This is a genomic window from Rathayibacter sp. PhB152 (genome assembly GCF_003751395.1).
Taxonomy (GTDB): domain Bacteria; phylum Actinomycetota; class Actinomycetes; order Actinomycetales; family Microbacteriaceae; genus Rathayibacter; species Rathayibacter festucae.
This window is the reverse complement of the sequence record NZ_RJUT01000007.1, coordinates 250,090-276,609: the sequence shown is the minus strand read 5'-3', so window position 1 is coordinate 276,609 and position 26,520 is coordinate 250,090. Positions and strand designations below refer to the sequence as shown.

Below are 26,520 nucleotides of genomic sequence, written 5' to 3'. Positions count from 1 at the left end.
AGATCCAGCAGTGGACACACCCCGCGAGGCGGTCCGTCGAGTAGAAGGTCAGACACCCTCCCGCGCCACACCACCATTCTCAATGTCGAGTAGCCGCGCAGCGGCGTATCGAGACCCTCCCTTGATCAGCAGTGCGGTTGAATGACGCTCGCACCGCAGCTGACGCCGCGCCTCGGGCAGCGTCGGATCTCGATACGCGCGCTCCGCGCGCTACTCGATCAGCATGGACGGCCGATGCGCGACCGCAGGAACCGCGTCCGCCCCATGCTCGTCGAGTAGCCGCGCAGCGGCGTATCGAGACCCTCCCTCGATCAGCAGTGCGGTTGAATGCCGCTCCCACCACCACCGCTGACACCGCGCCTCGGGCATCGCCAGATCTCGATACGCACGCTCCACGCGCCACTCGATCAGCATGGGCGGGCACCCGCCGGAGCCGCTCACCCGCAGGGCAGAGCGCCGCGACCGAGAAACGCGTGCCAGCGTTTCTCGGCAGCGCGACGGAACCCGCTCTGCGGAACGCGCCACGTCGACAGGCCGACTGCGCTGAGCCGCGCGGGGAGCGGCTCAGAGATGGACGCGCACATCGTCAGCGTCAGCTGACGATGTGCATGGCGCGCGCCGCCTCCGAGATGGAGCCGGTGAGGCTGGGGTAGACGGTGAAGGCGCGGGCGACCTGGTCGACGGTGAGGCGGTGCTCGACGGCGAGGGCGAGGGGGAAGATCAGCTCGCTGGCCTTGGGGGCGACGATGACGCCGCCGATGACGGTGCCGGAGCCGGTGCGGGCGAAGACCTTCACGAAGCCGTCGCGGATGCCCATCATCTTGGCCCGGGGGTTGGCGGCGAGGGGGAGCTTGTAGATCTCGCCCTGGGCGAGCCCCTCCTCGATCTCCTTCTGGCTCCAGCCGACGGTCGCGATCTCGGGCTGGGTGAAGATGTTCGCCGCGACGTTGCGCACCTCGGTGGGGTTCACCGCGTCGCCCATGGCGTGGAAGACGCCGGTGCGGCCCTGCATCGCGGCGACGGAGGCGAGGGGCAGGAAGGTGGTGCAGTCGCCGGCCGCGTAGATCGAGGGGACGCTGGTGCGGGCGACGCGGTTGACGCGGATGTGGCCCGACTCGGTGAGCTGGACGCCCGCCTCCTCGAGGCCGATGCCGGCGGTGTTCGGGATCGAGCCGACGGCCATCAGGCAGTGCGAGCCCTCGACCACGCGGCCGTCGGACAGCACGGCGCGGACACCGGTCTCGGTGCGCTCGACGCGGTCGGCGCGCGACTTGGACAGCACGACCATGCCGTTGCGCTTGAAGACGTTCTCGATCACGGCGGCGGCGTCCGCGTCCTCGCCGGGGAGGACCTGGTCGCGGGAGGAGATCAGCGTGACCTTGGCGCCGAGCGCGCGATACGCGGAGGCGAACTCCGCGCCGGTGACGCCCGAGCCGACCACGATCAGATGCTCGGGCACCGTCTTGAGGTTGTAGAGCTGGGTCCAGCTCATGATCCGCTCGCCGTCGGGCGCGGCGGAGGGCAGGATGCGCGGGCTCGCGCCGACGGACACGACGATGGTGTCCGCCTCGATCCGGTCGAAGTCCATGCCCTCGTCGCCGGGCGCGGTCGCGACGATCAGCGCGTTCGAGCCGTCGAGGCGTCCGTCGCCCTGCACGATGCGCACGCCGTGGTGCACGAGGTTCGCGCGCATGTCCTCGGACTGCTGGCGGGCGAGCCCGAGGAGGCGCTTGTTGACGGTGGCGAGGTTGACCGCGACCTCGGGGCGGACCGGCTTGTTGGTCTGCTCGTGGCGGGTGAAGAACTGCACACCGAGGTCGGCGGCCTCGCCGATCGCATTGGTGGCCTCGGCGGTCGCGATCAGCGACTTCGACGGCACGACGTCCGTGATGACGGCCGAGCCGCCCACGCCGACCCGCTCGACGAGGGTGACCTCGGCGCCCAGCTGGGCTCCGGCGAGGGCGGCCTCGTAGCCGCCGGGTCCCCCTCCGAGGACGGCGATCCGCTGCGTGCGCTCGAACTCGTAAGGCATGCCTCCCATTGTCCTCCCGTGCTGGGAGTTCGCCCAATCGACGCGGGTCCGGGAGGGTCCGCGGGCCTCGCCCGTCCCCGCGTCGCGCGTGGATAGGGTGGGGGAATGGCTGACCAGACCCCCAATCCGCTCGACTCCGCCGACGCCGATCCCTTCGCGATCGCCGCCGAGGCCGCCGCCCAGATCGCCGACGCGACCGGCGTCGAGAAGCACGACATCGCCCTCACGCTCGGCAGCGGCTGGGGCAAGGCCGCCGATGCGATCGGCGAGACGACCGCGACGGTCCCGGCGACCGACATCGTCGGCTTCACGAAGTCGGCCGTGCACGGCCACGGCGGGAGCCTGCGCTCCGTGCTGCTGCCGACCGGCAAGCGCGCGCTGATCATCGGAGCCCGCACCCACTACTACGAGGGCTACGGCGTGCGCCGGGTCGCGCACAGCGTCCGGGTCGCCGCAGCGACCGGCGCCTCGGTGATGATCCTCACCAACGGCGCGGGCGGCATCAAGGAGCACTGGACCCCCGGCACCCCGGTCCTGATCAGCGACCACATCAACCTCACCGCCGACTCCCCGCTCGAGGGCGCGACCTTCGTCGACCTCACGGACCTCTACTCGGCCCGGCTGCGGGCGCTGGCCCGGGAGACCCGCGCGGACCTCGACGACGGCGTCTACGTGCAGTTCCGCGGCCCGCACTACGAGAGCCCGGCCGAGGTGCAGATGGCCCGGATCATCGGCGGCCACATCGTCGGCATGTCGACGGCCCTCGAGGCGATCGCGGCGCGCGAGGCCGGAATGGAGGTGCTGGGCATGTCGCTGATCACGAACCTGGCGGCGGGCATCCAGAAGACGCCGCTGAGCCACGAAGAGGTCCTCGAGGCCGGACGGAACGCCGAGGACGACCTCGCCCGTCTCCTGGCCGGGATCACGGGCACGCTGTGACGGCGGACGTCCGCGCGCGCGCCGAGGACTGGCTCGCCCAGGACCCCGACCCGGAGACGCGGCAGGAGCTCGTCGACCTGCTGTCGGCCGACGCGGCCGGTGACCCCGCCGCCGCCGCCGAGCTGGCGGACCGCTTCCACGAGCGCCTCGCCTTCGGCACCGCCGGGCTCCGCGGCGCGATCGCGGCCGGATCCAACCGGATGAACCGCGTCCTCGTCTCGCAGGCGGCCGTCGGGCTGGCGGACCACCTGCTCGCCCAGGGCCTCGAGCGCCCGCTGATCGTCATCGGCTACGACGGGCGGAGGAACTCCCGCGTCTTCGCCGAGGACTCGGCCGCCCTGATGGCCGGCGCCGGTGCCGACGCCGTGCTGCTCCCCCGCCTGCTGCCGACTCCCGTGCTCGCCTTCGCCGTCCGCCACCTCGGCGCCGACGCCGGAGTGATGGTGACGGCGAGCCACAACCCGCCGCAGGACAACGGCTACAAGGTCTACCTCGGCGGCGACGACGACGGCTCGCAGATCGTGCCGCCGGTCGACTCCGCGATCGCCGAGCGGATCCTCGCGGTCGCGACCGAGCGCCGCGTCACCGAGCTGCCGCGGGGCGAGTACCGCATCGCCGACGAGTCCGTCGTCGACGCCTACATCGCCGCGACGGCGGCGGTCGGACGGCAGTCGGCGCCGCTCCGCGTCGTCTACACGGCGATGCACGGCGTGGGCTGGGAGACCGCGCACCGGGTGCTCTCCGCCGCCGACTTCGACGAGCCGGCCGTGGTCGTCGAGCAGATCGATCCCGATCCCGCGTTCCCCACGGTGGCGTTCCCGAACCCCGAGGAGGCCGGCGCGCTCGACCTCTCCTTCGCGACCGCCCGCTCGGGCCGCGCCCAGCTGATCGTCGCCAACGATCCCGACGCCGACCGCTTCGCCGCGGCGATCCCGGACGCGTCGCTCGAGGACGGCTTCCGTCGCCTCTCCGGCAACGAGGTGGGCGCGCTGCTCGGCTGGCGCGCCGCCGAGCGCGCCCGCATCGCGGGCCGGACGGGCGGCGCGCTGGCCTGCTCGATCGTCTCCTCCCCCGCGCTCGGTGCGGTCGCCCGCGACTACGGGCTGGAGTTCGCGGAGACGCTGACCGGCTTCAAGTGGATCTCGCGCGTTCAGGACCTCGTCTTCGGCTACGAGGAAGCGCTCGGCTACCTCGTGAACCCCGAGACGGTCCGCGACAAGGACGGGATCTCGGCGGCGCTCGCCTTCCTCGATCTCGCCTCGTCGCTCGCCGCCGAGGGCCGCACGATCGCCGACGAGCTCGACGCCTTCGCCGAGCGCTTCGGCCTCTTCGGCTCGGAGCAGATCTCGCTCCGGGTGACCGACCTCTCCGAGATCGGCCGGATCATGGCGGGGCTGCGCAGCGCTCCGCCGGCCGCGATCGGCGGTCTGGCCGTGCAGCGCACGGAGGACCTGCTCGCGGCGGGTGGAGCGCTGCCGCCGACGGATGCACTGCGGTTCACCCTCGACGGCGCCCGTCTGATTGCGCGGCCGAGCGGCACCGAGCCCAAGGTGAAGCTCTACCTCGATGCGTGGTCGCACGAGACGGACGCCGACGCCCGGCGCGGCGCGGTCGCCGCCCGCCTCGACGCCCTCCGGACAGGAGCCGCCGAGCTCCTGCGCTGAGCGATGGTCAGCCGCGGTCGGGGACGTCCGCCAGCGCGGGGTCGGTGTCGCCGGTGTAGATCGGCTGCGCCCGGTCGAGGAGGAAGTCGGACACGGCGGCGAGGCTGCGCTCGCGAGCCCGCACCCACGGGGCGTGCCCGCCCTCGGGGATGTAGACCGTCTGCGCGCCGGGGATCGCCTCGGCAAGGGCGTGCTGGCCGCGCCAGTCGACGAAGTCGTCCTGCGCTCGCACGACCAGCGTGGGCACGTTCACCGTGCGGAGCTGCTCGAGCGTCATCGCCCAGTGCGCCAGGAAGTCGTCGGTCAGCAGCAGGTTCGAGAAGAAGTTGATGCCGCCGGGTTCGCCCAGCGACGCCGCCGCCACTCGCCTGCCGGCGTCCTGCGGGAGCAGGTTCACGGCGGCGTCCGGGCCGACCGACCGCAGAAGCGCCACTCCGGCGGCCGCGCGCAGCTGAGCGCCCAGCGGGAGAGGAGTGGGCTCCTCCGCTGCGGTCTCCGCCGGCTCTGCCGGGTCTTCGACCGGCCGCGCGTCGGCTGCCGCCTGCGCCTCGGCGACCGCGCGCCGTCCGTCCTCCGACGGGTCGTAGGTCCCGGAGGAGAGGAGGACCGCCTTCTCCACGTGCTCGGGGTGCTCCGCGGTGTAGGCGGCGGCGAGGTAGCCCCCGGCCGAGTGGCCGACGAGGATCACGCGATCCGCGCCCGTCTTCTCCCGGACGGCGTCGATGTCGGCGACGGACCGCTCCAGCGAGTAGTCGTGGATCGGCAGGTCGTCGGAGTAGCCGGCGCCCGGCTGGTCGAACAGGTAGACGTCGTGGCCGGTCTCGGCGAGGGCGGGCAGGAAGTCGAAGTCCAGGGCGGAGACATAGCCGCCGGGGCCGCCGTGCACGTACACGATCGGGACCTCGGATCCCCCGGGAGTGGGAGCGGGGGTCTTCCAGTACGCGACGTGCGAGCCGGTGGAGAGGTCCCAGTACTGCGGGGCCACCGGGCCGAAGCCGACGGACGACCCGCCGACCGGCGCGAGGACGGTTCCCCCGGCGAGCGCGCCGACGGCCGCGGTCGCGACCGCGGCGACGATCAGCGGGGTGCGCAGGCGCACCGACCGGCGGACCGGCCGAGGCCGACGCGGGAGCAGGCGCTGCACGGCCGAGACCAGCAGGAAGACGAGAAGCAGGGACAGGACCACCCAGACGACGATCGCGAAGGGCAGGGACGCGGCGAGCGCGAACGCCGCCGCGACCGTCGACAGGGTGAGCCCGAGGACGACGGCGACGGCCGCCGCGAGGACGGACAGGAGTCGGCGGAGCAGCGGACGCGGACGCCGCGAGGCGTGCCGGAGACCGGGTGAGGAGGAGTCGGACGGGATCGAGGACATGGGTGGATCGGCTCCTGGGAAGGGGGCGGGCGGAGAGGACGGATTCAGCGAAGGACGAGCGACACGGACGGCGAGGACCGGGTCCGGGGCACGCCGCAGCGCCGCCCCACGGGTCGGCGGGGCGGCGCAGCGAACGGGCGGGGGTCAGCCGGCGCGGTTGACGACCGCGGCGAACGCCCCTGACGGGATGGCCGTCCCGGAGCCCAGCGGAGACACCACGCCCACGGTGGAGGGAGTGTCCCGGTCGACGGACCAGTGGTGCAGACCGGCGAGGCCCTGCGTCTTCACGAAGTCGGCGATCGTCTCGAAGTCCGCGACGGAGGTGACCTCCTCGGTTACGTCGTTGACGCCGATCATCGCGGTCAGCTCGAGCTTCGAGTAGGGGATGCCGTGCTTCTCGTGCACGTTCCGAGCGGCCTGGACGGCGGACGCCCCCATGTCGGTCCTCCCGGTCGTCGAGTCGATGACCGCGTTCGCGGCGGTCGCCGACCCGTAGTCCATGGCCATCAGGTTGACGGTGTAGTGCTGCAGGCCGGAGGCCTTGATCGCCTCGACGGTCGTGACTCCTACGTCGGTCAGGCTGTACCTCGATCCGTCCGACGCCGCCGCGGTGGGCAGGGTGAACTGGAACCGGAGGTCCGGGTACTTCACCTCGGCCGCGGCAGCGGCGTCCGCGAGCTCCCGGATCTGAGCGGCGGTCTGCCCGCGCTCGATGTCGAAGTCGATGCCGATCAGGTTCTTCGAGGCGTAGCGGCTGATGAAGGAGTCGAGCTGCGCGGCGTTCGCGGTGAACACCGCCGAGGCTCCTCCGGTGGCGAGCACGTAGTCCACGTCCGCAGCGACCAGCTGGTCGATCGAGCTGCGGAACTCGTCCGCCGTGACGCCCGCCCAGTTCGGGGCGTCCCCGGCGCCGGAGGCGAAGGCGAGCGTGACCGCGCTGCTGCCGGTCCGGCTCGCCCAGGAGTCCGGACCCACGAGCGGGACGACCCGGCCGTCGACCGCGGTGCGCAGCTGGTGGGTGTTCCAGTCCATGTTGATGGTGATGTCCTTGTAGCCGGAGCGCAGGACGGCAGGGGACGTTCCGGTGACGGGCGCCGCGCTGCCGGGGCCCTTCGCGGGATCCGCGGCGGCGGACGGCGCCGACGTCGGCACCGCCGTCGTCGCGGGGACCGGAGTCGTCGTCGGGGCCGGGGTCGAGGTCGGGGCCGGAGTCGAGATCGGGGCGGGGGCGACCGCGCTCGCGGGCTGCCACACCTTCCCGGAGCCGATCGCGCCGGACTCGGTGCGGGGGTCCGCGCCGCTGGTCCACCAGCCGGCGGTGTAGAGCTTCCCGTCGCGCACGACCTGCTGGCCGCCGGTGTAGGTCGCCGACGCACTCCAGGCCGCGACGCCGGGGAACGGGTCCGACGCGGCGGCTGCCGGCGCGGGCGCGGCGGTGGGCACCGCGGCGGCGACGGGCGCCGGGGCGCGCACGGGGGTCGGCGTCGACACCGGAGCGGGCACGGCGGTCGGCGTCGGCGCGGGCGCCTGCGTGGCGGACGGCGCGCTCACGCCGGCGGTGGGCTGCCACACCCTGCCCGTCCCGACCGCACCGGAGACCAGCAGCGGGTCCTCGCCCCGGGTCCACCAGCCGGCGGTGTACAGCTTCCCCTGGCGGGTCACCTGCTGTCCGCCCGTGTAGACCCTGGTCGCGCTCCACTCCGGGGTCGCAGAGGAGGCGGCGGCCGCCGACGGGAGGGAGGACGGGGTCCGAGCGAGGGCGGGTCCCGCTCCCAGAACAGCACCTCCCGCCAGGAGCCCGAGGGTGGTGAGCCCGGCGATCGTGCAGCGGATTCGAGTGCGCACTTCAGTCCTCTCGATTCGGTGAAGAGGCTCGGAGACGGAGCCACGTCGGAGAATCGCACGGACGTTCCGACCCCGCCGTCCTGGCGCGGGACCTGGCGCACCACATCGTCAGCGGGAGGGACGACTCCCCAGCTGCTCGCCGCGCCTCCAGAGCCACTCGACCGGGCCGACAGCGAAGCGGCGGAGCCAGAGATGCGCGGCGAGCACGACGATCGCCGCGATCAGGACGAACGCGCCGATCGTCACCGGCACCCGCCACGGGGCTGCGGTGACCGCGAGCCCGAGACCCCAGCCGTAGAACAGAGCACCCCCGAGCAGGTTCTGCAGGAGGTAGGCGCTCAGAGCGACCCGGCCGACCTCGCGAGCGCGACGCGCGACCCAGCCGTCGCTCCCCCGGCGCAGGCCGAGCTCGGCGAGGAGGGCGAGCAGTCCGAGCGCCACCAGCGGAGCGGCGAGATAGCGCTCGGCCAGCAGACCGGCCGCGCTCCCGGTGAGGCCGAGCGCCAGGTCGACAGGGGCCGCGAGCGCGCCGAGGACCATCAGTCGCCGCCGCAGTCGCCGGCCCTCCTCCTCGAAGAGGCCGGCGCGCAGCAGCTGGGCGCCGAGCAGGAACATCGCCAGGCTGAGGACGCCGATCAGCACGGGTTCCGCCCGGAAGACTCCCGTGTTCTGCAGCCGGAAGAGGGCGAGGCCGAGGAAGGAGGCGTCCGCGTACGGGCTGCGACCGGTGGGACCCTGACCGGCACCCGGCTGCGTCGCCACGAGCGCCACGAGCGCCGAGATCAGCAGGACGTGCAGCGCGCCGAGGACGACCACCGTGCGCCGCTGCGTCCGCGGCCGGGTGAGCAGCAGCCACGCCACCACGGCCCCCGTCACCGCGTAGCCCATCAGCACATCGAACTCCGCGATCAGCACGTAGTTGACCGCCCCGTCGAGCAGGAGCAGCGTCGCCCGCCAGAGGTAGCGGCCGGGCCAGCGCCGACCCCGGCGGACCGCCGACGCGTGCTGGATCGCCAGCCCGATGCCGAAGGTGAGCGAGAGCAGGGCGAGGAACTTCCCCTGCGCCAGAGCCATCAGCACCAGCTGCACGGTCTGCGCGCCCGGGGACGTCCCGGGTGTCACCGGCTCGCTGAGCATCCCGAGCAGTCCCCAGGGGTGGGAGAACAGCCAGATATTGGTGCCGAGGGTCCCGATGATCGCGACGCCGCGGACGATGTCCAGCGAGTCGATGCGCCCTCCCGCCGTCTCGGGGACCGGCAATACAGTCGTATTGGTCATGGTCGAGAGCGTAGCCTGCTCGAGCGGACGGATCGAGAGGAGCGCACGTGGCCGATCGGCGCGAGAGCAGGAGCGACATCCTCTCGGCGGTCGTCACCGTCCTCTCGACGCGCGGGGCCGATCAGCTCAGCATCCGGACCGTCGCCGCTGAAGCAGACGTCTCGGCAGGCGCCGTCCAGCACCACTTCCCGACCAAGCAGGCGCTGCTGACCGGCGCGATGGCAGCGGTGGAGGAGCGGTTCCGCCGGCGGATGCTCGACCTGCGGGAGGAGGAGCCGTCGGCGGACGCTCGTCTCCGCGCCTTCTGCGAGGCGATCGCCTGCGTCGAGGACGCCGACGTCCCCGACGCCGTCGTCTGGACCGCGTTCGCCTCACGCGCCGGCACCGACCCCGAGATCCGCGCCCTGCACACCGCCGGCTGGTCGCGCACGGAGGACGTCGTCCTGGAGCTGCTGCACGCCGCGCACCCCACGGCGCCGCTCGGCCCCGACGACGCCGCGCTCCTCCTCGCTGTCCTCGACGGCATCGCCGTCGCCCGCGCCGCCGAGCAGCCGACCCGCCTCTCCCCCGCCCGCGCCCGAGCCCTCCTCACCCGCACCCTCACCCTGCTGGCCCCCTGACCCGCCGCCCCGCCGCCCGCCTCGCGAGATGCCACTTGTGCACGCCTCCCCCGGCGTGTCGCGCACACAAGTGGCATCTCGCGACCCGGACCGACCTCGCACCCACCAGGAACGAGCACCTTCGAGGCAGAGCGCGCGATCGAGAATCGCGTGCCAAGCGATTCTCGACAGCGCGACGCGACCCGCTCCACGAAACGCACCACATCGAGAAGCCGACTGCGCTGAGCCGCGCGGGGAGCGGCTCAGAAAGCGGCACTCGGTTGATCCGCCTATCGGCGGATCAACCCAGCGCCCGCTCGATCTTCGCCGTGATCTCGGTCTGGTCGAGGTAGTTGTCGATGACGACGACTTCGGCGAAGGTCTTGCCGATCCTGCCGATCAGCTCGCGGGAGGTGAGGATGACCTGCGCGTCGGCGGCGAGGGCGTCGACGGAGGCGAGGTCGGAGGCGACGACCTCGGCCTCGAGGTCGAGGGCTTCGAGGGCGCGCTCGGCGCCGAGCTTGAGGATGGCGGAGGTGCCGATTCCGGCGCCGCAGAGGGTGACGATCTTCATGCGCTTCTTCCGTGATGCGGGATGTCGTCGGTGAGGACGGCGTTGATGCTGCGGACGGTGCGGGCGGCGGCGAGGGCCGCGACCGCGTCCGGCTTGCTGAGGACGTCGGCGAGGCCGGAGACGAAGCCGACGTGGCCGTGCGCCTGGGTGGCGGCGATGCCGATGACGACCGAGACCGGGTCGTTGGTGCTGTGGCCGAAGGCGACGGGGTCGGCGAGGGTGACCACCGAGATCCCGTCCGCGAGCACGTCGTTGCCGGGGCGGGCGTGCGCGAGGGCGAGGCCGGGGGCGATCACGATGTAGGGCCCGAGCACGTCGACCTGCTCGACCATCCGGCGGGAGTAGGCCGGGTCGACCGCGCCGCTGCGCTCGAGGGCGCGGCCCGCCTCCATGACCGCCTCGCGCCAGCTGGCAGCGGGGTGCCGCAGTGCCACCGCGGCGTCGGAGAGCGGGTCGAGGGGCATGCTCAGGCCGCCTCGAAGCCGGCGCTGATGGTCTCGATCAGCTCGCGACGCTCGTCCAGCGGCAGGAAGCTGGCCTCGGCCGCGTTGACCTGGAACGCCTCGAGGTCGTCGAGGTCGTACCCGAACGCGTCCGAGAGCAGCGCGAGCTCGCGGCTGAGCGTGGTGCCGCTCATCAGGCGGTTGTCGGTGTTGACGGTGACGCGGAAGCCGAGCTGGTAGAGCAGGTCGAACGGGTGGTCGGCGAGCTCGGTGCCCCACGCGGCGATCGCCCCGGTCTGCAGGTTCGAGGACGGGCTGAGCTCGAGGGCGATCCGCCGGTCCTTCACCCACTCGGCGAGCTCGCCCAGAGTCACGTAGCTGGCATCGTCGTCCTGGCGCTCGATGCGGATGTCCTCCGCGAGCCGGACGCCGTGGCCGAGGCGCAGCGCGCGGCCGTCCAGGAGCGCGGAGCGGATGCTGTCGAGTCCGTCGGCCTCGCCCGCGTGCACCGTCGTCGGGAAGTGCGCCGCGGCGAGGAGCTCGAAAGCGGGGCGGTGCCGCGACGCGGGAAAGCCCGCCTCGGCTCCGGCGATGTCGAAGCCGATCGCGCCGCGCTCGCGGTGGCGCAGGGCGAGCTCGGCGATCTCGAGCGAGCGGTCGGTGTGCCGCATCGCGGTGATCAGCTGGCCGACGCCGAGCCGCGAGCCGTGCGCGGCCGCCTCCTGGACGCCCTGCTCGAGTCCCTCCTGCACGGCCTCGACGGCCGCATCGAGGGTGAGACCGGAGCGGAGGTGCTGCTCGGGCGCCCAGCGGATCTCGCCGTGCACCACGCCGTCGGCGGCGAGGTCGAGCACGAACTCGCGGGCGACGCGCTCGAGCGACGAAGCGGTCTGCATGACGGCGATCGTGGTCTCGAAGGTGGCGATGTAGTCCTCGAGCGAGCCGGAGTCGGCCGTGCTCGTGAACCAGTGCTCGAGGGCCTCCGGGTCCTCGGCGGGCAGGGCGACGCCGGTCTGCGCGGCGATGTCGACGATCGTCTCGGGACGGAGTCCGCCGTCGAGGTGGTCGTGCAGCGACACCTTGGGCAGGTCGTCGATGAGGATGCCCTCGCCCGGGAGGAGGTACTCCTCGTGGCTGCTGCCGATCTCGGTGCTGTCGGTCACGGTGCTCCTCCGGTGGGACGACGGTTCGCCGACCACCTTACGGTGCCGCCCGCGCCGCCCTCCGCCGAGTCCACCACCCCGTCCGGGTCAGGCAGGGTGCGCGCGCAGACCGGGCCACCTCCGGCACGCGGAAACAACTCCGGCACGTCGAGACCTTCGGATTCCACGAGCCGGGGCCGGTTCCACGAGCCGGACATCCACTCGGCTCACCTCCGGCACGCGGAGTCACCTCCGGCACGCCTGAACCAGCGGATCTCACGAGCCCGGGCCGGTTTCACGAGCCGAAGCTCCTCTCTGCTCACCTCCGGCACGCGGAAACAACTCGGGCACGTCGGAACCTTCGAGTTCCACGAGCCCGACTCGATTGGACGAGCCGGACCTGCACCCGGACCACCCTCGGCACGCTGAAGCAGCTCCGGCACGCCCTGACCAGCGGAGTCCACGAGCCGGACTCGACTCCACGAGCCGGACGTCCGCCCCACCCCCGCCACGCGGAAACAGCTCCGACACGCCGGAATCCGTGGATCCGACGTGCCGGAGGCCGTTCCGCGAGCCGGAGCTCGACCCGAGCGGCGGCGACGGTCAGGCGATGCGCTCCGCCACCAGTGGGCCGCCGTCGAGGACCGCGTCGCCCTCGTCGCCGATGCGGTACGCGCCGTCCAGCGCCTCGAGCGCGCGGGAGAAGCGGGACGGCTCGTCGGCGGAGAGCGTGAAGAGCGGCTGACCGGCGCGGACCCGGTCGCCGGGCTTCGCGTGCAGGTCGATGCCGGCGGCGTGCTGCACCGCGTCCTGCTGGCGCGCGCGCCCCGCGCCGAGGCGCCAGGCCGCGATGCCGAAGGGCAGCGCCTGCTGCTCGACCAGGACGCCGTCGCGCTCGGCGAGCACGACGTGCGTCTCACGGGCGACCGGGAGAGCGCCGTCCGGGTCGCCGTCCTGCGCGCGGATGACGGCACGCCAGGTGTCCATCGCCGCACCGCCGTCGAGCGCGCCCTCGACGTCCGCGTCGGGCTGCCCGGCCAGCGCGAGCATCTCGCGGGCGAGCGCGAGGGTCAGCTCGCGGACGTCCGCGGGGCCACCGCCGGCGAGCACCTCGACGGACTCGCGGACCTCGTTCGCGTTGCCGATCGCGAGGCCGAGCGGCACGTTCATGTTGGTCAGCAGCGCCGTGGTGCGGACGCCGGCGTCGTTGCCGAGATCGACCATGGCGCGGGCCAGCTCGCGCGAGCGCTCGATGTCGGTCATGAACGCGCCGGAGCCGAACTTGACGTCGAGGACCAGGGCGTCGGTCCCCTCCGCGATCTTCTTCGACATGATCGAGGAGGCGATCAGCGGGATCGCCTCGACGGTGCCGGTGATGTCGCGCAGGGCGTAGAGCTTCTTGTCCGCCGGGGCGAGACCGGAGCCCGCCGCGCAGATCACGCCGCCGACGGTCCGCAACTGCTCGAACATCTCCTCGTTGCTGAGGTCCGCGCGCCAGCCCGGGATCGCCTCGAGCTTGTCGAGCGTGCCGCCGGTGTGACCGAGGCCGCGGCCCGAGAGCTGCGGCACCGCGACGCCGAAGGAGGCGACCAGCGGCATCAGCGGCAGCGTGATCTTGTCGCCGACACCGCCGGTGGAGTGCTTGTCGACCGTTCGCTTGCCGAGGCCGTCGAAGCTCATCCGCTCGCCGCTCGCGATCATCGCGAGGGTCAGATCGCGGATCTCGTCGCGGTCCATCCCGTTGAGCAGCACGGCCATCGCGAAGGCGGCCATCTGCTCACCCTGGACGTAGCCGCGGGTGTAGGCGTCGATCAGCCAGTCGATCTGCGCGGTCGAGAGCGTGCCGCGGTCGCGCTTGGTGCGGATGACGTCGACGGCGTCGAACGCCTCGACGGGGGTGGACGGGGTCATGCGGGGTCCTCGGTTCAGGAGTGGGAGCGGGAGGCGGCGGGGCGGGACTACTCGGCCGCGTACGCCTCGAGGGTGCGCGGACCGAACGCGTCGGGGATGACCTCGTCGATCGTCTTCACGCCCGACACGGTCTGCAGGAGCATCCCGTCCGCGGAGTGCTCGAAGAGCAGCTGACGGCAGCGCCCGCAGGGCATCAGCACGCCGCCCTTGCCGTCGACGCAGGTGAAGGCGACGAGCCGGCCGCCGCCCGTCATGTGCAGCGAGGACACCAGCGCGCACTCGGCGCAGAGGGTCAGGCCGTAGGAGGCGTTCTCGACGTTGCAGCCGGAGATCACCCGGCCGTCGTCGACCAGGGCGGCGACCCCCACGGGGAACTTCGAGTACGGCACGTAGGCCTTGCCCATCGCGTCGAGTGCGGCGGTGCGGAGCGCGTCCCAGTCGATGTCGGTCATCGGTTCCGTCCTCACGATTTCAAGTAGGGCTTGCCGGCGGCGGCCGGACCCCGCGACTGCCCGACCAGGCCGGCGACCGCGAAGATCGTCACCACGTAGGGCAGCATCAGCATGAACTCGCTCGGCACCGGCGAGCCGATGACGCCGAGCACGTTCTGCAGGTTGGTCGCGAAGCCGAACAGCAGCGAGGCGAGGGTGGCCTTGATCGGGTCCCAGCGGCCGAAGATGACCGCCGCCAGGGCGATGAAGCCCGCGCCCGCCGTCATCTCCTTGCCGAAGGCGCCGACCGCGTCGAGCGTGTAGTACGCCCCGCCCATGCCGGCGATCGCGCCGGCCAGCGAGACGTTCCAGAACCGCGTCCTGGCCACGTTGATGCCGACCGTGTCCGCGGCCTGCGGGTGCTCGCCGACCGCGCGGAGCCGCAGGCCCCACTTCGTCTTGAAGAGCCCCCACCACACGGCGAAGATCGCGAAGTACATCAGGTAGACGATGATCGTCTGGTTGAACAGCACCGGGCCGAGGATCGGCACCTGGCTGAGCCCCGGGATCGGCAGCCGGTCGAACTTGACCGGCGAGTTGAAGACGGCGGCGTCGCTGGTCAGCACCTGCGAGTAGAGGAAGCTCGTCAGCCCCGTCACGAGGACGTTGAGGACCACTCCGACGATCACCTGGTCGACCAGGTACTTGATCGCGAAGGCGGCGAGCACGAACGAGACCAGCACGCTCGCGATCATCGCCGCGAGCAGGCCGAGCACCGGCTGGCGGGTCAGCGAGCCGACCATCGCCGCGGTGAAGGCGCCGGCGAGCAGCTGGCCCTCGATCGCGACGTTGACCACGCCGACGCGCTCCGAGATGACGCCGCCGAGCGAGCCGAAGATCAGCGGAGTCGCGAGCCCGACGGTGCCGAGCAGCAGACCCGGCAGCGGCAGGGTCGCGCCCGCGGACGCCCAGACCAGGAAGCCGACCAGGAAGACGAGCGCGAACAGGGCCGAGAGCCAGAGCGGCAGGCGGCGGGCCGAGCGGGTGAACGCGACGGCGACCGCCGTCAGACCGACCAGGACGACCGCCACGACCACGCCGGTGGCGCGGGTCGGGAACGGCAGGTCCGGCAGGGCGAAGAAGTCGTTGCCGGAGGCCAGGCGGAACGAGCTGGTGCCGTCGCGGCCGAGGGCCACGAACAGGATCACGGCCAGCAGCGAGAAGATCCCGAACGCGATCGGGGCCTTCCAGCTGCGGACGGCGACCCGGGACGCGGTCCCGGGGGCACGGGTGACTGCGGTGGTCATGCGGACACCTCCGTGGTGCGGCGCGTGCGGCGCTTCGGGGCGACCCCGGGCGTCGGGAGGCGGAAGATCGCGCGCACCAGGGGCGGCGCGGCGATGAAGAGGACGATCAGCGACTGCACGACGAGGACCACGTCGATCGGCACGCCCTCGGCGGCTTGCATCGAGTAGCCGCCGGCCTTGAACGCGCCGAAGAGGATGCCGGCGAAGAAGACGCCCCAGGGACGGGAGCGCCCCAGCAGCGCGACGGTGATCGCGTCGAAGCCGATGCCCGCGTCGATCCCGGCGGTGAAGCCGGTCGTGACGGTGCCCATCACCTGCGCGCTGCCGGCGAGGCCGAGGAGACCGCCGGAGAGCAGCATCGCGTACACGTAGCTGTTCTTGACGTCGATGCCCGCGACCCGGGCCGCGTGCGGGTTCTCGCCCACCGCGCGGAACTTGAAGCCGATGCTCGAGCGGTTGAGCAGCCACCAGACGAAGACGGTCGCGAGGATCGCGAAGACGAAGCCGAGGTTCAGCGAGTAGCCGGACCCGAGCAGGTCGGGGAAGACCGCCGTGTCCTTCATCCCGGGCGACTTGGGGTTGTTCGAGCCCGGCGCCTGGAGCGCGCCCGGCGTCCGCAGCAGATACGAGACGAAGTAGAACGCCACGTAGTTGAGCATGATCGTGAGGATCACCTCGTGCGCGCCGGTCCGCGCCTTGAGCAGGCCGACGAGCCCGCCCCAGAGCGCACCGCCGAGGATCCCCGCGGCGAGCGTGATGATCAGGTGCACGCCGAACGGCAGGTCGAAGGAGAAGCCGACCCAGCCGGCGCAGGCGGCGGCGATCAGCATCTGGCCGCGGCCGCCGATGTTGAAGAGCCCGACCCGGAAGGCCAGGGCGACGCCGAGGCCGCCCGCGATCAGCGGCGTCGCGAAGGCGAGGGTGTCGGTCAGCGGCTTGATGCCGTTCGCGAAGCCCTCGCGGCGGAAGTTGTAGACCGAGCCCTGGAAGAGCGAGGAGTACGCTCCCGCGACCGACTGCCAGATCGCCTGCAGCGTGTCGAGCGGCCGGGCGAAGAAGTAGCCGGCGGCCGACTGGACCTCGGGATCGGTGGCGGCGATCAGCACGCCGCCCGCGATCAGCGAGAGCAGCACGGCCAGCACCGACATCAGGGCGGTGCCGGAGAGGATCTCGCGGAGGACCCGCGAGGCCCCGCTCTCGATCGGACCGGGCCGCGCCTCCTGACCCGGCTTCTGGCCCGGCTCGAGGCCGGACGCCCTCTCGGACTCGGCGTCCGGATCGACGGCGGGCAACTGCGCGTCGCTCATGCGGCCGCACCCTTCTCGGCGGGCGACTGCCCGGCCATCATGAGCCCCAGGGTCTCCCGGGGAGTGTCGGCGGGGACGATCCCGATGATGCCGCCCTTGTACATGACCGCGATGCGGTCGGCGAGCGCGGCGACCTCGTCGAGCTCGGTCGAGACGACGATGACGGGCACGCCCGTGTCGCGGGTCTCGACGATGCGCTTGTGCACGAACTCGATCGAGCCGACGTCGATACCGCGGGTCGGCTGCGCGGCGATGAACAGCCGCAGCTCACGGCTGAGCTCGCGGGCGAGCACGACCTTCTGCTGGTTGCCGCCCGAGAGACGGCCGACGTGGGTCGTGATGCCCTGTGCGCGGACGTCGAACTCGCGGACGCGCTCCTCGGCGAACTTCTCGAGCTCCTTCAGCCGCAGGCCGAGGCCCTTGACGAAGGGGCCGCTGTCGCTGCGGTCGAGCATGAGGTTCTCGGCGATGGTGAACTCGGCGACGAGACCGTCCTCGGTGCGGTCCTCGGGAACGAAGCCGACGCCGGCGTCGAGCACCCGGCGGACGGACAGGCCGTCGAGCCGGCGGCCGTCGAGGGTCACCGTGCCCTCCACCCGCTCCTGCAGCCCCATGATCGCCTCGGTCAGCTCGGTCTGGCCGTTGCCCTGCACGCCGGCGATCGCGAGGATCTCGCCGCGGCGGACCTCGAACGAGACGTCGTCGACGACGGCCTGCCCGTTCCCGTCGCGGACGGTCAGGTTGCTGACGACGAGGGCCTCGTCGCCGGCCCGGGCCGGCTCCTTCTGCACGGTGAGCTCGACCGCGCGGCCGACCATCAGCGACGCGAGCTCGGCGTTGCTCGCCGTGGGCGCGGCCTCCCCCACCACCTGGCCGAGGCGGATGACCGTGATGCGGTCGCCGACCTCGCGGACCTCGCGGAGCTTGTGGGTGATGAAGACGATCGCGGTCCCGGAGGCGCGCAGCTGGCGCATGATCGCGATCAGCTCGTCGGTCTCCTGCGGGGTCAGCACGGCGGTCGGCTCGTCGAAGACGAGGACCTTCGCGTCGCGGGAGAGCGCCTTGATGATCTCCACCCGCTGCTGCACGCCGACGGGCAGGTCCTCGACGATCGCGTCGGGATCGACGTCGAAGCCGAAGCGGTCGGAGATGTCGCGGACGCGGGCGCGCGCGGCCGCGAGATCGAGCCGGCCGCCCGACTTCGTCTCCTCGTGGCCCAGCATGACGTTCTCGGCGACCGAGAAGACGGGGACGAGCATGAAGTGCTGGTGCACCATCCCGATGCCCGCCTTCATGGCGTCACCGGGACCGGAGAAGCGCTGGACGACGTCGTCCAGCAGGATGTCGCCCTCCTCCGCCTGGTACAGGCCGTACAGCACGTTCATCAGCGTCGACTTGCCCGCGCCGTTCTCGCCGAGGAGGCAGTGGATCTCACCGGGTTCGACGGTGAGGTCGATGTGATCGTTGGCCACGAGAGCGCCGAAGCGCTTCGTGATGCCCCGCAGTTCGAGCTTCATGGGTCCAATCTAACTTTCGGTGCGACGTGCCAGTGCGCGGGGACCGGCGGGACAGCCGACGAGAGGCCGGTGGGCCCGAGCAGAACTCGGGCCCACCGGCCTCTTCGTCAGTGCGCTGCGGACGATCCGGAGATCAGGACGCGGCGGGAGCGGACGGCGACTCGACGGTGATCGAGCCGTCGATGATGCCCTCCTTGATGGTGTCCAGCTCGCCCTGCAGGTCGGCCGGGACCTTCGACTCGAAGTCGTGGAACGGCGCGATGCCGACGCCGTCGTTCTCGAGCGTGCCCACGTACGGGGTCGCGTCGAAGGCGTCGGCGCCCGCGGTGGAGGTGACGTCGGTCGTGCCGGCCTCGATGCCCTTGAGGATCGAGGTCAGGTACAGGTCGCCGCCGTCGGGGTAGGTCTCGTACAGGTCGGCGTCGACACCCACCATGGCGATCTCCTTGCCGGAGTCGCGGATGGCCTCGATGGCCGACTGGAAGATCGGGCCGCCGACCGGGAGGATGACGTCGGCGTTCTGGTCGATCAGGGACTGCGCGGCCGACTTGGCCTCGACACCGGCGGCGAAGCCTCCGGTGAACGAACCGGTCTGCGCGGCGACGTCCCAGCCGACGACCTTGACGTCGGTGCCCTTCTGCTCGTTGTGGTACGCCACGCCGTCCGCGAAGCCGTCCATGAAGATGGTGACGGTCGGGAACTGCTGGCCGCCGTAGGTGCCCACGACGCCCGTCTTCGAGTACGCCGCGGCCGCGTAGCCGGCGAGGAACGCCGACTGCGAGGTGTCGAAGGTGATCGGCTTGACGTTCGGCAGGTCGATCGACGCGTCGTCGATGATGGCGAAGTCGATGTCGGTGTTCTCCTCCGCCGCGGCCGAGGTGGCCTCCGCGAGAGCGAAGCCGACGGTGATGATCAGGTTGCAGCCCTGGTCGACGAGGCTCGTGAGGTTGGGGGCGTAGTCCGTCTCGGACTCCGAGGTGACGGTCTTCGGGGTGACGCCGAGGTCCTCGGACGCCTTCACGAGGCCGTTGTAGCCGAGCTCGTTGAACGACTTGTCGTCGAACCCGCCCGCGTCGGAGACCATGCAGGGCAGGAAGTCGCCACCGGCGGCGGCGCTCGAGCCGCCCTCCTCGGGGGCGGAGGCGCAACCGGCGAGAAGCGCGGTGACGCCCAGAGCGGCGAGACCGCCGAACGCGGCCTTACGCGTGGTGATAGTCAAGATTCGTCCTCCAAGATTCGGCCCCGCGCGCACGATCGGCACTGCAGGGCATCGATGACCTCACGTTACCCAAGGTGTCGGAACGCTCAGCCGCCGCGGAGGGCCAACTCGGGAAGCGTTACACAGTGTTGATCTTGGGGAGGAGCCGCGAGCGGCTCCTCCCCCGCGGTCGGCCACCAGGAGTGGTGCGTTCCGCAGAGCGGGTCGCGTCGGGCTGGCCGGAATCGCTGGCACGCGATTCCGGCTCGCGGCCCTCGACCCTGCGGGCGAGGGCGTCCGGGAGGTGGCCCTCCTGGATGGCTCCGCAACCAGCAGGTGAGGGCTCCACTTCCTCGGGCGCGCGTCCACCCCATGCTGATCGAGTAGCGCGCGGAGCGCGCGTATCGAGATCCGACCACGCCAGAACGTGAGCCTGCAGAGCCGCCCTGCTGGGGACGGCGGTCTCGATACGCCGCTGCGCGGCTACTCGACCAGCAGGGGAAGGGCGCGACTCCGCTCAGACATGCCGTCGCACGACCATGCTGATCGAGTAGCGCGCGGAGCGCGCGTATCGAGATCCGCCCACGCCAGAACGCGAGTCTGCAGGCCCGCCCTGCTGAGGACGTCGGGTCTCGATACGCCGCTGCGCGGCTACTCGACCAGCATGAGGAGAGCGGGCCGCGGGCTACAGGACGTCGGTGCGGCCCGAGAGGCGGAGGGCGTCGACGACGCCCTTCACCTTCTGGGCGTTCTCCGTGGTGGTGACCAGGAGGGCATCGGGGGTGTCGACGACGACGATGTCCTTCACGCCGATCAGCGCGATGGTGCGGTTGCCGCCGCTGACCACGATGCCGGTCGCGGAGTCGGCCAGAACGCGGGCGTCCTCGCCGAGGATCGCCAGGTCGGAGCGCAGGCCGCTCGCGTGCAGCTTCGCGATCGACGCGAAGTCGCCGACGTCGTCCCAGGAGAAGTGGCCGGGGACGACGGCGAGCTTGCCCTCCGCGGCGGCCGGCTCGGCGACCGAGTAGTCGATCGCGATCTTCTCCAGGCCCGGCCAGATGCGGTCGACGACCGCACCGCGCTCCGGGGTGTCCCACGCCTCGGCGAGCTCGAGCAGACCCGCGAGCAGCTTCGGCTTCGAGCGGCCGAGCTCCTCGAGCAGGCGGTCGGCGCGGGCGATGAACATGCCGGCGTTCCAGAGGTACTGACCGCTCTGGACGTAGGTGCGGGCGGTGTCGGCGTCGGGCTTCTCGACGAAGGAGTCGACGGCGAGCGTGTGCGCGGCGCCCTCGATGCCGAGGTGGTCGCCGGTGCGGATGTAGCCGAAGCCCACCGCCGGCTCGGTCGGCGTGATGCCGATCGTCACGATGAAGCCGGCGTCGGCGGCGACGACCGCCTCGGCCACCGCGTCGTGGAAGAGGTGCTGACCGCTGATCACGTGGTCGGCCGCGAACGAGCCGATGATCACGCCGGGCTCGCGGCGCTCGAGGATCGCGGCGGCGAGGCCGATCGCGGCGGAGGAGTCGCGCGGCTCGCTCTCGAGGACGACGTTCAGGTCCTCGAGGCTCTCGAGCTGCTGCTCCACCGCGGCGCGGTGCGCACGGCCGGTGACGACCATGATCCGGTCGGCACCCGAGATCGGGGCGAGGCGGTCCCAGGTGTCGCGGAGCAGGGTCTGGCCCGAGCCGGTGAGGTCGTGCAGGAACTTCGGGGCGTCGGCCCGGGAGAGCGGCCACAGCCTCGAGCCGATCCCGCCTGCCGGGATCACGCTGTAGAAGCGGTCGAGCGGGGCGCGGCCATCGGTCTCAGGTGATGTCATGTCCGCAGGATACAAGGGCGCCCGGACGTGTCCGTCCGTTCACCCGGGCGCGCTCCCGCGTTCACACGGCGCCCGTAGCGTCCGGAGGGTGAGAGTCGCGGTCGTCACGGAGAGCTTCCTCCCGTCGTTGAACGGTGTCACCACGAGCGTCCTCCGGGTCCTCGACGAGTTCGCGGCGCGCGGGATCGAGGCCCTCGTCGTCTGTCCTGCCGCGGGGGCGCCCGGGCACTACGCCGGCCACCGCGTCGTGGAGCACCCGGCGATCGCCTACCGCGACTTCCCCGTCGGGATCCCGACGCTCGCGCTCACCCGCGAGCTCGCCGCCTTCGAACCCGACGTCGTGCACGTCGCCTCGCCCTTCCTTCTGGGGGCGCGGGCCATCGCCTCGGCGAACCGGCTCGGAGTGCCCAGCGTCGCGATCTACCAGACCGACGTCCCGCGCTTCGCCGCCCGCTACGGGATCCGCGGCGCCCGGGCCCTGGCCTGGCGGGTGATCCGCCAGATCCACGCGGGCGCCGACCTGACGCTCGCCCCGTCGACCAGCGCGCTCGACGACCTCGCCGCGGCCGGCATCGAGCGCACCGCGCTCTGGGGGCGCGGCGTGCAGAGCGACCGCTTCCACCCGCGGATGCGCTCCTCCCCCTACGCCGCCGAGGTGCGGGCGCCGGTCGCCCCCGGCGACGCGCTCGTCGGCTACATCGGCCGCCTCTCCCCCGAGAAGCGCGTCGAGCGGCTGGCCTCCCTCTCCTCCCTTCCGGGCGCGGACCTGGTCGTCGGCGGCTACGGCCCCTCCTCCTCCCGGGTCGCGGCGGCGCTCGGCTCCTCGGCGCGGATGCTCGGACGGCTCGACGGGGAGCGACTGCCCGCGGTCTTCGCGGCCCTCGACGTCTTCGTGCACACCGGCACCGAGGAGACGTTCGGCCAGACCGTGCAGGAGGCGCAGGCCTCGGGCACGGCGGTCGTCGCCCCGCACGCCGGCGGCCCGACCGATCTGATCGAGCACGGCGTGGACGGGCTGCTCTACGCGCCGGAGAGCGATTCCGATCTGCGTCGGCAGGTCGAGCGGCTGCTGGACGATCCGGGGCTCCGCTCGAGGCTCGGCGAGGCGGGCCGGCGCCGCGTGCTGCACCGCACCTGGAGCGCGCTCACGGACGAGCTCCTCGCGCACTACGCGACGGTCGGTGCACCGGTGTCGATGGCCCGCGGCAGCTAAGGCTCGCCTAAGCCGCGGCGACCGGGCCCGGCGCTTAGAATCGTGGAGCGAGTGTTCTCGCCGCTCCTCCGCCCCGCCCGCGTCCTCGAGTCGCGGGTCCGGTCAGGCCGACGGAGCAGTCAACCAGGGAGGGTTGTTCGTGTCAGTTTCAGCTGCTCAAACCCTCGCACCCCGGAAGCAGGGGAAGATCCGCCGTCCGGCCGGAACCCTCTACCGCGGTCGCGAAGGCATGTGGTCGTGGGTGCTGCACCGGATCACCGGTGTCGCCATCTTCTTCTTCCTCCTCGTGCACGTCCTCGACACGGCCCTCATCGCCGTGAGCCCCGAGGCGTACAACGCGGTCATCGCCCAGTACAAGAACCCGATCATGGGCCTCGGCGAGACCGGCCTCGTGGCCGCGATCGCGTTCCACGCCATGAACGGCCTGCGCATCATCCTCGTCGACTTCTGGAGCTGGGCCACCCGGAACCAGCGCCTGCTCTTCTGGGTCGTCATCGGCCTGTGGGTCGTGCTGATGCTCGGCTTCGCGCCCCGCCACCTCATCAACGTCTTCAGCGAGGGAGGTGCCCATTGAGCACCGTCGCCGCACCGCGGACTCCGCACGTCCCGACCCGCTCCTCCGGCACCAACTGGGAGAAGTGGGGCTGGATCTACATGCGCGCCTCCGGCGTCGTGCTGATCGTCCTGATCTTCGGGCACCTGATCTTCAACCTGCTGCTCGGCGACGGCATCAAGGCCATCGACTTCGGCTTCGTCGGCGGCAAGCTCGCCAACCCGTTCTGGCAGTGGTGGGACGTCGCGATGCTCTGGCTCGCGCTCATCCACGGCGGCAACGGCATGCGCACGCTCGTGAACGACTACGCGACCTCGCCGCTGCTGGCCCGCGTCTTCAAGGGCGGCATCGTCGTCTCGGTCGTCGCGCTGATCGCGCTCGGCACCTACGTCGTCTTCGGCTTCAACCCCTGCCCCACCGGCGGGGACCCGAGCCTGCTGCCCTCCTTCTGCGCCGCCTAGGCGCCCGGTGCCGCGCGGTCCGTCCGCGCGGCACCGCCACGCCACCGGGAGCGCCCCTCCCCCACTCCCGCCCTTCCACCCCGTTCAACGGAGCAGTCACCCAGTGAGCACACCAGGCCACGTCCACAGCGGCGGCGCTGATCAGAGCGCCTTCACCCAGACCCTCGGCGCCGACGGCGTCCACTACCACCAGTTCGACGTGGTGATCGTGGGAGCCGGCGGAGCGGGCATGCGCGCCGCGATCGAGGCCGGGCCCAAGGCGAAGACCGCCGTCATCTCCAAGCTCTACCCGACGCGCTCGCACACCGGTGCTGCGCAGGGCGGCATGGCCGCCGCCCTCGCGAACGTCGAGGAGGACAGCTGGGAGTGGCACACCTTCGACACCGTCAAGGGCGGCGACTACCTCGTCGACCAGGACGCGGCGGAGATCCTCGCGAAGGAGGCCATCGACGCGGTCATCGACCTCGAGAACATGGGCCTCCCGTTCAACCGCACCGAGGACGGCAAGATCGACCAGCGCCGCTTCGGCGGGCACACCCGCGACCACGGCAAGGCGCCCGTGCGCCGGGCCTGCTACGCGGCGGACCGCACAGGCCACATGATCCTGCAGACGCTGTTCCAGAACTGCGTCCGCCTGGGCATCAACTTCTACAACGAGTTCTACGTGCTCGACCTCGTGATGACCGAGGTCGACGGAGTCAACAAGCCCTCGGGTGTCGTGGCCTACGAGCTGGCGACCGGCGAGTTGCACGTCTTCCAGGCGAAGGCGATCATCTTCGCGACCGGCGGCTTCGGCAAGATCTACAAGACGACGTCGAACGCGCACACCCTCACGGGCGACGGCGTCGGCATCATCTGGCGCAAGGGCCTCCCCCTGGAGGACATGGAGTTCTTCCAGTTCCACCCGACCGGCCTCGCCGGGCTCGGCATCCTCCTCACCGAGGGAGCGCGAGGAGAGGGTGCGATCCTCCGCAACGCCTCGGGCGAGCGCTTCATGGAGCGCTACGCCCCCACCATCAAGGACCTCGCGCCGCGCGACATCGTCGCCCGCTGCATGGTCCAGGAGGTGGCGGAGGGCCGCGGCGCCGGCCCGCACAAGGACTACGTGCTGCTGGACTGCACCCACCTCGGCGCCGAGGTGCTCGAGACGAAGCTCCCGGACATCACCGAGTTCGCCCGCACCTACCTGGGCGTCGACCCGGTCGTCGAGCCGGTGCCGGTCATGCCGACCGCGCACTACGCGATGGGAGGCATCCCGACGAACGTCAAGGCGGAGGTCCTCTCGGACAACACCACCGTCGTCCCCGGCCTCTACGCCGCCGGCGAGTGCGCCTGCGTCTCGGTGCACGGCTCGAACCGCCTCGGCACCAACTCGCTGCTCGACATCAACGTCTTCGGCAAGCGCAGCGGCAACAACGCCGCCGACTACTCGCAGACCGTCGACTTCACCCCCCTGCCCGAGAACCCGGCCGGCGCGATCCGCGACATGCTCGCCTCGCTCCGCGGCGCCACCGGAACCGAGCGGATCGCCTCGATCCGCAAGGAACTGCAGGACGAGATGGACAAGAACGCCCAGGTGTTCCGCACCGACGAGTCGCTCGAGCAGGTCACCGGCACCATCCAGCGCCTGCGCGACCGGTTCCGCAACATCTCGGTGCAGGACAAGGGCAAGCGCTTCAACACCGACCTCCTGGAGGCGGTCGAGCTCGGCTTCCTCCTCGACCTCGCCGAGGTCGTCGTCTACTCCGCCCGGAACCGCAAGGAGAGCCGCGGCGGCCACATGCGCGACGACTTCCCCAAGCGCGACGACGAGAACTACATGCAGCACACGATGGCGTACCTCTCCGGTGACGCCCACTCCTCCGACGCGGGCGACCACATCCGCCTCGATTGGAAGCCCGTCGTGATCACCCGGTACCAGCCGATGGAGAGGAAGTACTAGTCGTGTCGTCCGCCACTCTCGAGCAGCCCCCCGCCGCCCCCGCGGCCCCGGAGGCGTTCACCGTCACGTTCATCATCCGCCGCTTCGACCCGGAGCAGGACACCGAGCCGCGCTGGCAGGACTTCGACGTCGAGATGTTCTCGACCGACCGCGTCCTCGACGCGCTGCACCGGATCAAGTGGGACCAGGACGGGTCGCTGACCTTCCGCCGCTCCTGCGCGCACGGCATCTGCGGCTCCGACGCGATGCGGATCAACGGCCGCAACCGCCTGGCCTGCAAGACGCTGATCAAGGACCTCGACATCTCGCAGCCGATCTACATCGAGGCGATCAAGGGCCTGCCCCTCGAGAAGGACCTCGTCGTGGACATGGAGCCGTTCTTCGCCTCCTACCGCGAGGTGCAGCCGTTCCTGATCGCGAACACTCCGCCCACGAAGGGCAAGGAGCGCGTGCAGTCGGTCGCCGACCGCGCCCGCTTCGACGACACCACCAAGTGCATCCTCTGCGCCGCGTGCACGTCGTCCTGCCCGGTGTTCTGGACCGACGGGCAGTACTTCGGCCCCGCCGCGATCGTGAACGCGCACCGCTTCATCTTCGACTCGCGCGACGACGCGGGCGGAGCGCGCCTGGACATCCTCAACGACAAGGAGGGCGTCTGGCGCTGCCGCACGACCTTCAACTGCACCGAGGCCTGCCCCCGCGGCATCCAGATCACTCAGGCGATCGCCGAGGTGAAGCAGGCCGTCATCCGCGGCCGCGCCTGACGCCTCCTCCCCTGTTCGGCCCGTCGTGATCCTCGGATCCGACGGGCCGTTCGTCGTTCCCGGGCCCGGCGGTGCACCTCCGGCACGTGGAAGCAGCTCCGGCACCCCCGAAACAGGCGGATCCGGCGTGCCGGACGCCGTTCCACGAGCCGAACCTCCACGCGGTCCAGCCCCGGCACGCAGAAACACCTCCGGCGCGCCCGTCT

Annotated in this window: 22 protein-coding genes; 8 read left to right on the top strand and 14 right to left on the bottom strand. The window is 71.7% G+C overall.

Annotated features, from left to right (window positions below; all coding sequences use genetic code 11):
• Window positions 1-592: 592 nt before the first annotated feature.
• Complete coding sequence (locus tag EDF36_RS17165; RefSeq protein ID WP_123445304.1) at window positions 593-2,032, bottom strand: NAD(P)H-quinone dehydrogenase; 1,440 nt, start codon at window positions 2,030-2,032, stop codon at window positions 593-595.
• A 105-nt stretch (window positions 2,033-2,137) separates the two neighbouring features.
• Between EDF36_RS17165 and EDF36_RS17160 the strand changes: the two genes are divergently transcribed.
• Window positions 2,138-2,971, top strand: coding sequence for a purine-nucleoside phosphorylase (locus EDF36_RS17160; protein WP_123702589.1), 834 nt, complete (start codon window positions 2,138-2,140; stop codon window positions 2,969-2,971).
• Window positions 2,968-4,635, top strand: a complete 1,668-nt coding sequence (locus tag EDF36_RS17155) for a phospho-sugar mutase (RefSeq protein ID WP_123733906.1) — start codon at window positions 2,968-2,970, stop codon at window positions 4,633-4,635. Before EDF36_RS17160 ends, EDF36_RS17155 begins: the two co-directional genes overlap by 4 nt.
• A 7-nt stretch (window positions 4,636-4,642) precedes the next feature.
• Here the strand turns inward: EDF36_RS17155 and EDF36_RS17150 are convergent, their stop codons facing one another.
• From EDF36_RS17150 to EDF36_RS17140, 3 genes are all read right to left on the bottom strand, one after another.
• The gene (locus tag EDF36_RS17150; RefSeq protein ID WP_123733905.1) at window positions 4,643-6,010 is read right to left on the bottom strand and encodes an alpha/beta hydrolase; all 1,368 of its coding nucleotides are present in this window, start codon (window positions 6,008-6,010) and stop codon (window positions 4,643-4,645) included.
• A 144-nt stretch (window positions 6,011-6,154) separates the two neighbouring features.
• The gene (locus EDF36_RS17145; protein ID WP_123733904.1) at window positions 6,155-7,855 is read right to left on the bottom strand and encodes a carbohydrate-binding protein; all 1,701 of its coding nucleotides are present in this window, start codon (window positions 7,853-7,855) and stop codon (window positions 6,155-6,157) included.
• 108 nt (window positions 7,856-7,963) lie between these two features.
• Window positions 7,964-9,133 (bottom strand): DUF418 domain-containing protein, encoded by a 1,170-nt coding sequence (locus EDF36_RS17140; protein WP_123733903.1) that lies wholly within the window; start codon window positions 9,131-9,133, stop codon window positions 7,964-7,966.
• Between the two features lie 47 nt (window positions 9,134-9,180).
• Here EDF36_RS17140 and EDF36_RS17135 point away from each other — a divergent pair, with 47 nt between their 5' ends.
• Window positions 9,181-9,753, top strand: coding sequence for a TetR/AcrR family transcriptional regulator (locus tag EDF36_RS17135; protein WP_123733902.1), 573 nt, complete (start codon window positions 9,181-9,183; stop codon window positions 9,751-9,753).
• A gap of 280 nt (window positions 9,754-10,033) precedes the next feature.
• Here EDF36_RS17135 and EDF36_RS17130 read toward each other — a convergent pair whose 3' ends face one another.
• The 10 genes from EDF36_RS17130 to EDF36_RS17085 all read right to left on the bottom strand — a co-directional run bounded on the left by EDF36_RS17130 (window position 10,034) and on the right by EDF36_RS17085 (window position 21,381).
• On the bottom strand, window positions 10,034-10,306 hold the full coding sequence (locus EDF36_RS17130) for a PTS sugar transporter subunit IIB (protein WP_123733901.1): 273 nt from the start codon (window positions 10,304-10,306) through the stop codon (window positions 10,034-10,036).
• Window positions 10,303-10,770, bottom strand: coding sequence for a PTS sugar transporter subunit IIA (locus tag EDF36_RS17125; protein WP_123702574.1), 468 nt, complete (start codon window positions 10,768-10,770; stop codon window positions 10,303-10,305). The genes EDF36_RS17130 and EDF36_RS17125 overlap by 4 nt, the downstream gene beginning before the upstream one ends.
• A 2-nt stretch (window positions 10,771-10,772) precedes the next feature.
• Window positions 10,773-11,894 carry an adenosine deaminase gene (locus EDF36_RS17120; RefSeq protein WP_123733928.1) on the bottom strand — a complete coding sequence of 374 codons (1,122 nt, stop codon included), beginning with the start codon at window positions 11,892-11,894 and terminating at the stop codon, window positions 10,773-10,775.
• A gap of 600 nt (window positions 11,895-12,494) precedes the next feature.
• Complete coding sequence (locus EDF36_RS17115; protein ID WP_123733900.1) at window positions 12,495-13,802, bottom strand: thymidine phosphorylase; 1,308 nt, start codon at window positions 13,800-13,802, stop codon at window positions 12,495-12,497.
• Between the two features lie 47 nt (window positions 13,803-13,849).
• Window positions 13,850-14,254, bottom strand: coding sequence for a cytidine deaminase (locus EDF36_RS17110; protein WP_123445294.1), 405 nt, complete (start codon window positions 14,252-14,254; stop codon window positions 13,850-13,852).
• An 11-nt stretch (window positions 14,255-14,265) separates the two neighbouring features.
• A complete protein-coding gene (locus tag EDF36_RS17105; protein ID WP_123733899.1) occupies window positions 14,266-15,540 on the bottom strand; it encodes an ABC transporter permease in 1,275 nt (424 codons plus the stop codon).
• Complete coding sequence (locus EDF36_RS17100) at window positions 15,537-16,847, bottom strand: ABC transporter permease (protein ID WP_123733898.1); 1,311 nt, start codon at window positions 16,845-16,847, stop codon at window positions 15,537-15,539. The genes EDF36_RS17105 and EDF36_RS17100 overlap by 4 nt, the downstream gene beginning before the upstream one ends.
• Complete coding sequence (locus EDF36_RS17095; RefSeq protein ID WP_123733897.1) at window positions 16,844-18,364, bottom strand: ABC transporter ATP-binding protein; 1,521 nt, start codon at window positions 18,362-18,364, stop codon at window positions 16,844-16,846. The genes EDF36_RS17100 and EDF36_RS17095 overlap by 4 nt, the downstream gene beginning before the upstream one ends.
• A 133-nt stretch (window positions 18,365-18,497) precedes the next feature.
• A complete protein-coding gene (locus EDF36_RS17090; RefSeq protein ID WP_123733896.1) occupies window positions 18,498-19,583 on the bottom strand; it encodes a BMP family protein in 1,086 nt (361 codons plus the stop codon).
• Between the two features lie 664 nt (window positions 19,584-20,247).
• On the bottom strand, window positions 20,248-21,381 hold the full coding sequence (locus EDF36_RS17085; RefSeq protein WP_123702565.1) for a mannose-1-phosphate guanylyltransferase: 1,134 nt from the start codon (window positions 21,379-21,381) through the stop codon (window positions 20,248-20,250).
• A gap of 88 nt (window positions 21,382-21,469) precedes the next feature.
• On the opposite strand from EDF36_RS17085, the gene EDF36_RS17080 reads away from it, so the two are divergent.
• The 5 genes from EDF36_RS17080 to EDF36_RS17060 all read left to right on the top strand — a co-directional run bounded on the left by EDF36_RS17080 (window position 21,470) and on the right by EDF36_RS17060 (window position 26,314).
• Window positions 21,470-22,594, top strand: coding sequence for a glycosyltransferase family 1 protein (locus EDF36_RS17080; RefSeq protein ID WP_123445288.1), 1,125 nt, complete (start codon window positions 21,470-21,472; stop codon window positions 22,592-22,594).
• Between the two features lie 139 nt (window positions 22,595-22,733).
• The gene (gene sdhC, locus EDF36_RS17075) at window positions 22,734-23,168 is read left to right on the top strand and encodes a succinate dehydrogenase, cytochrome b556 subunit (protein WP_123445287.1); all 435 of its coding nucleotides are present in this window, start codon (window positions 22,734-22,736) and stop codon (window positions 23,166-23,168) included.
• The gene (locus EDF36_RS17070; RefSeq protein WP_123702562.1) at window positions 23,165-23,608 is read left to right on the top strand and encodes a succinate dehydrogenase hydrophobic membrane anchor subunit; all 444 of its coding nucleotides are present in this window, start codon (window positions 23,165-23,167) and stop codon (window positions 23,606-23,608) included. The genes sdhC and EDF36_RS17070 overlap by 4 nt, the downstream gene beginning before the upstream one ends.
• A 199-nt stretch (window positions 23,609-23,807) precedes the next feature.
• Window positions 23,808-25,550, top strand: a complete 1,743-nt coding sequence (gene sdhA, locus EDF36_RS17065; protein ID WP_243582900.1) for a succinate dehydrogenase flavoprotein subunit — start codon at window positions 23,808-23,810, stop codon at window positions 25,548-25,550.
• A 2-nt stretch (window positions 25,551-25,552) separates the two neighbouring features.
• Window positions 25,553-26,314 carry a succinate dehydrogenase iron-sulfur subunit gene (locus tag EDF36_RS17060; RefSeq protein WP_123445284.1) on the top strand — a complete coding sequence of 254 codons (762 nt, stop codon included), beginning with the start codon at window positions 25,553-25,555 and terminating at the stop codon, window positions 26,312-26,314.
• Window positions 26,315-26,520 lie beyond the last annotated feature (206 nt).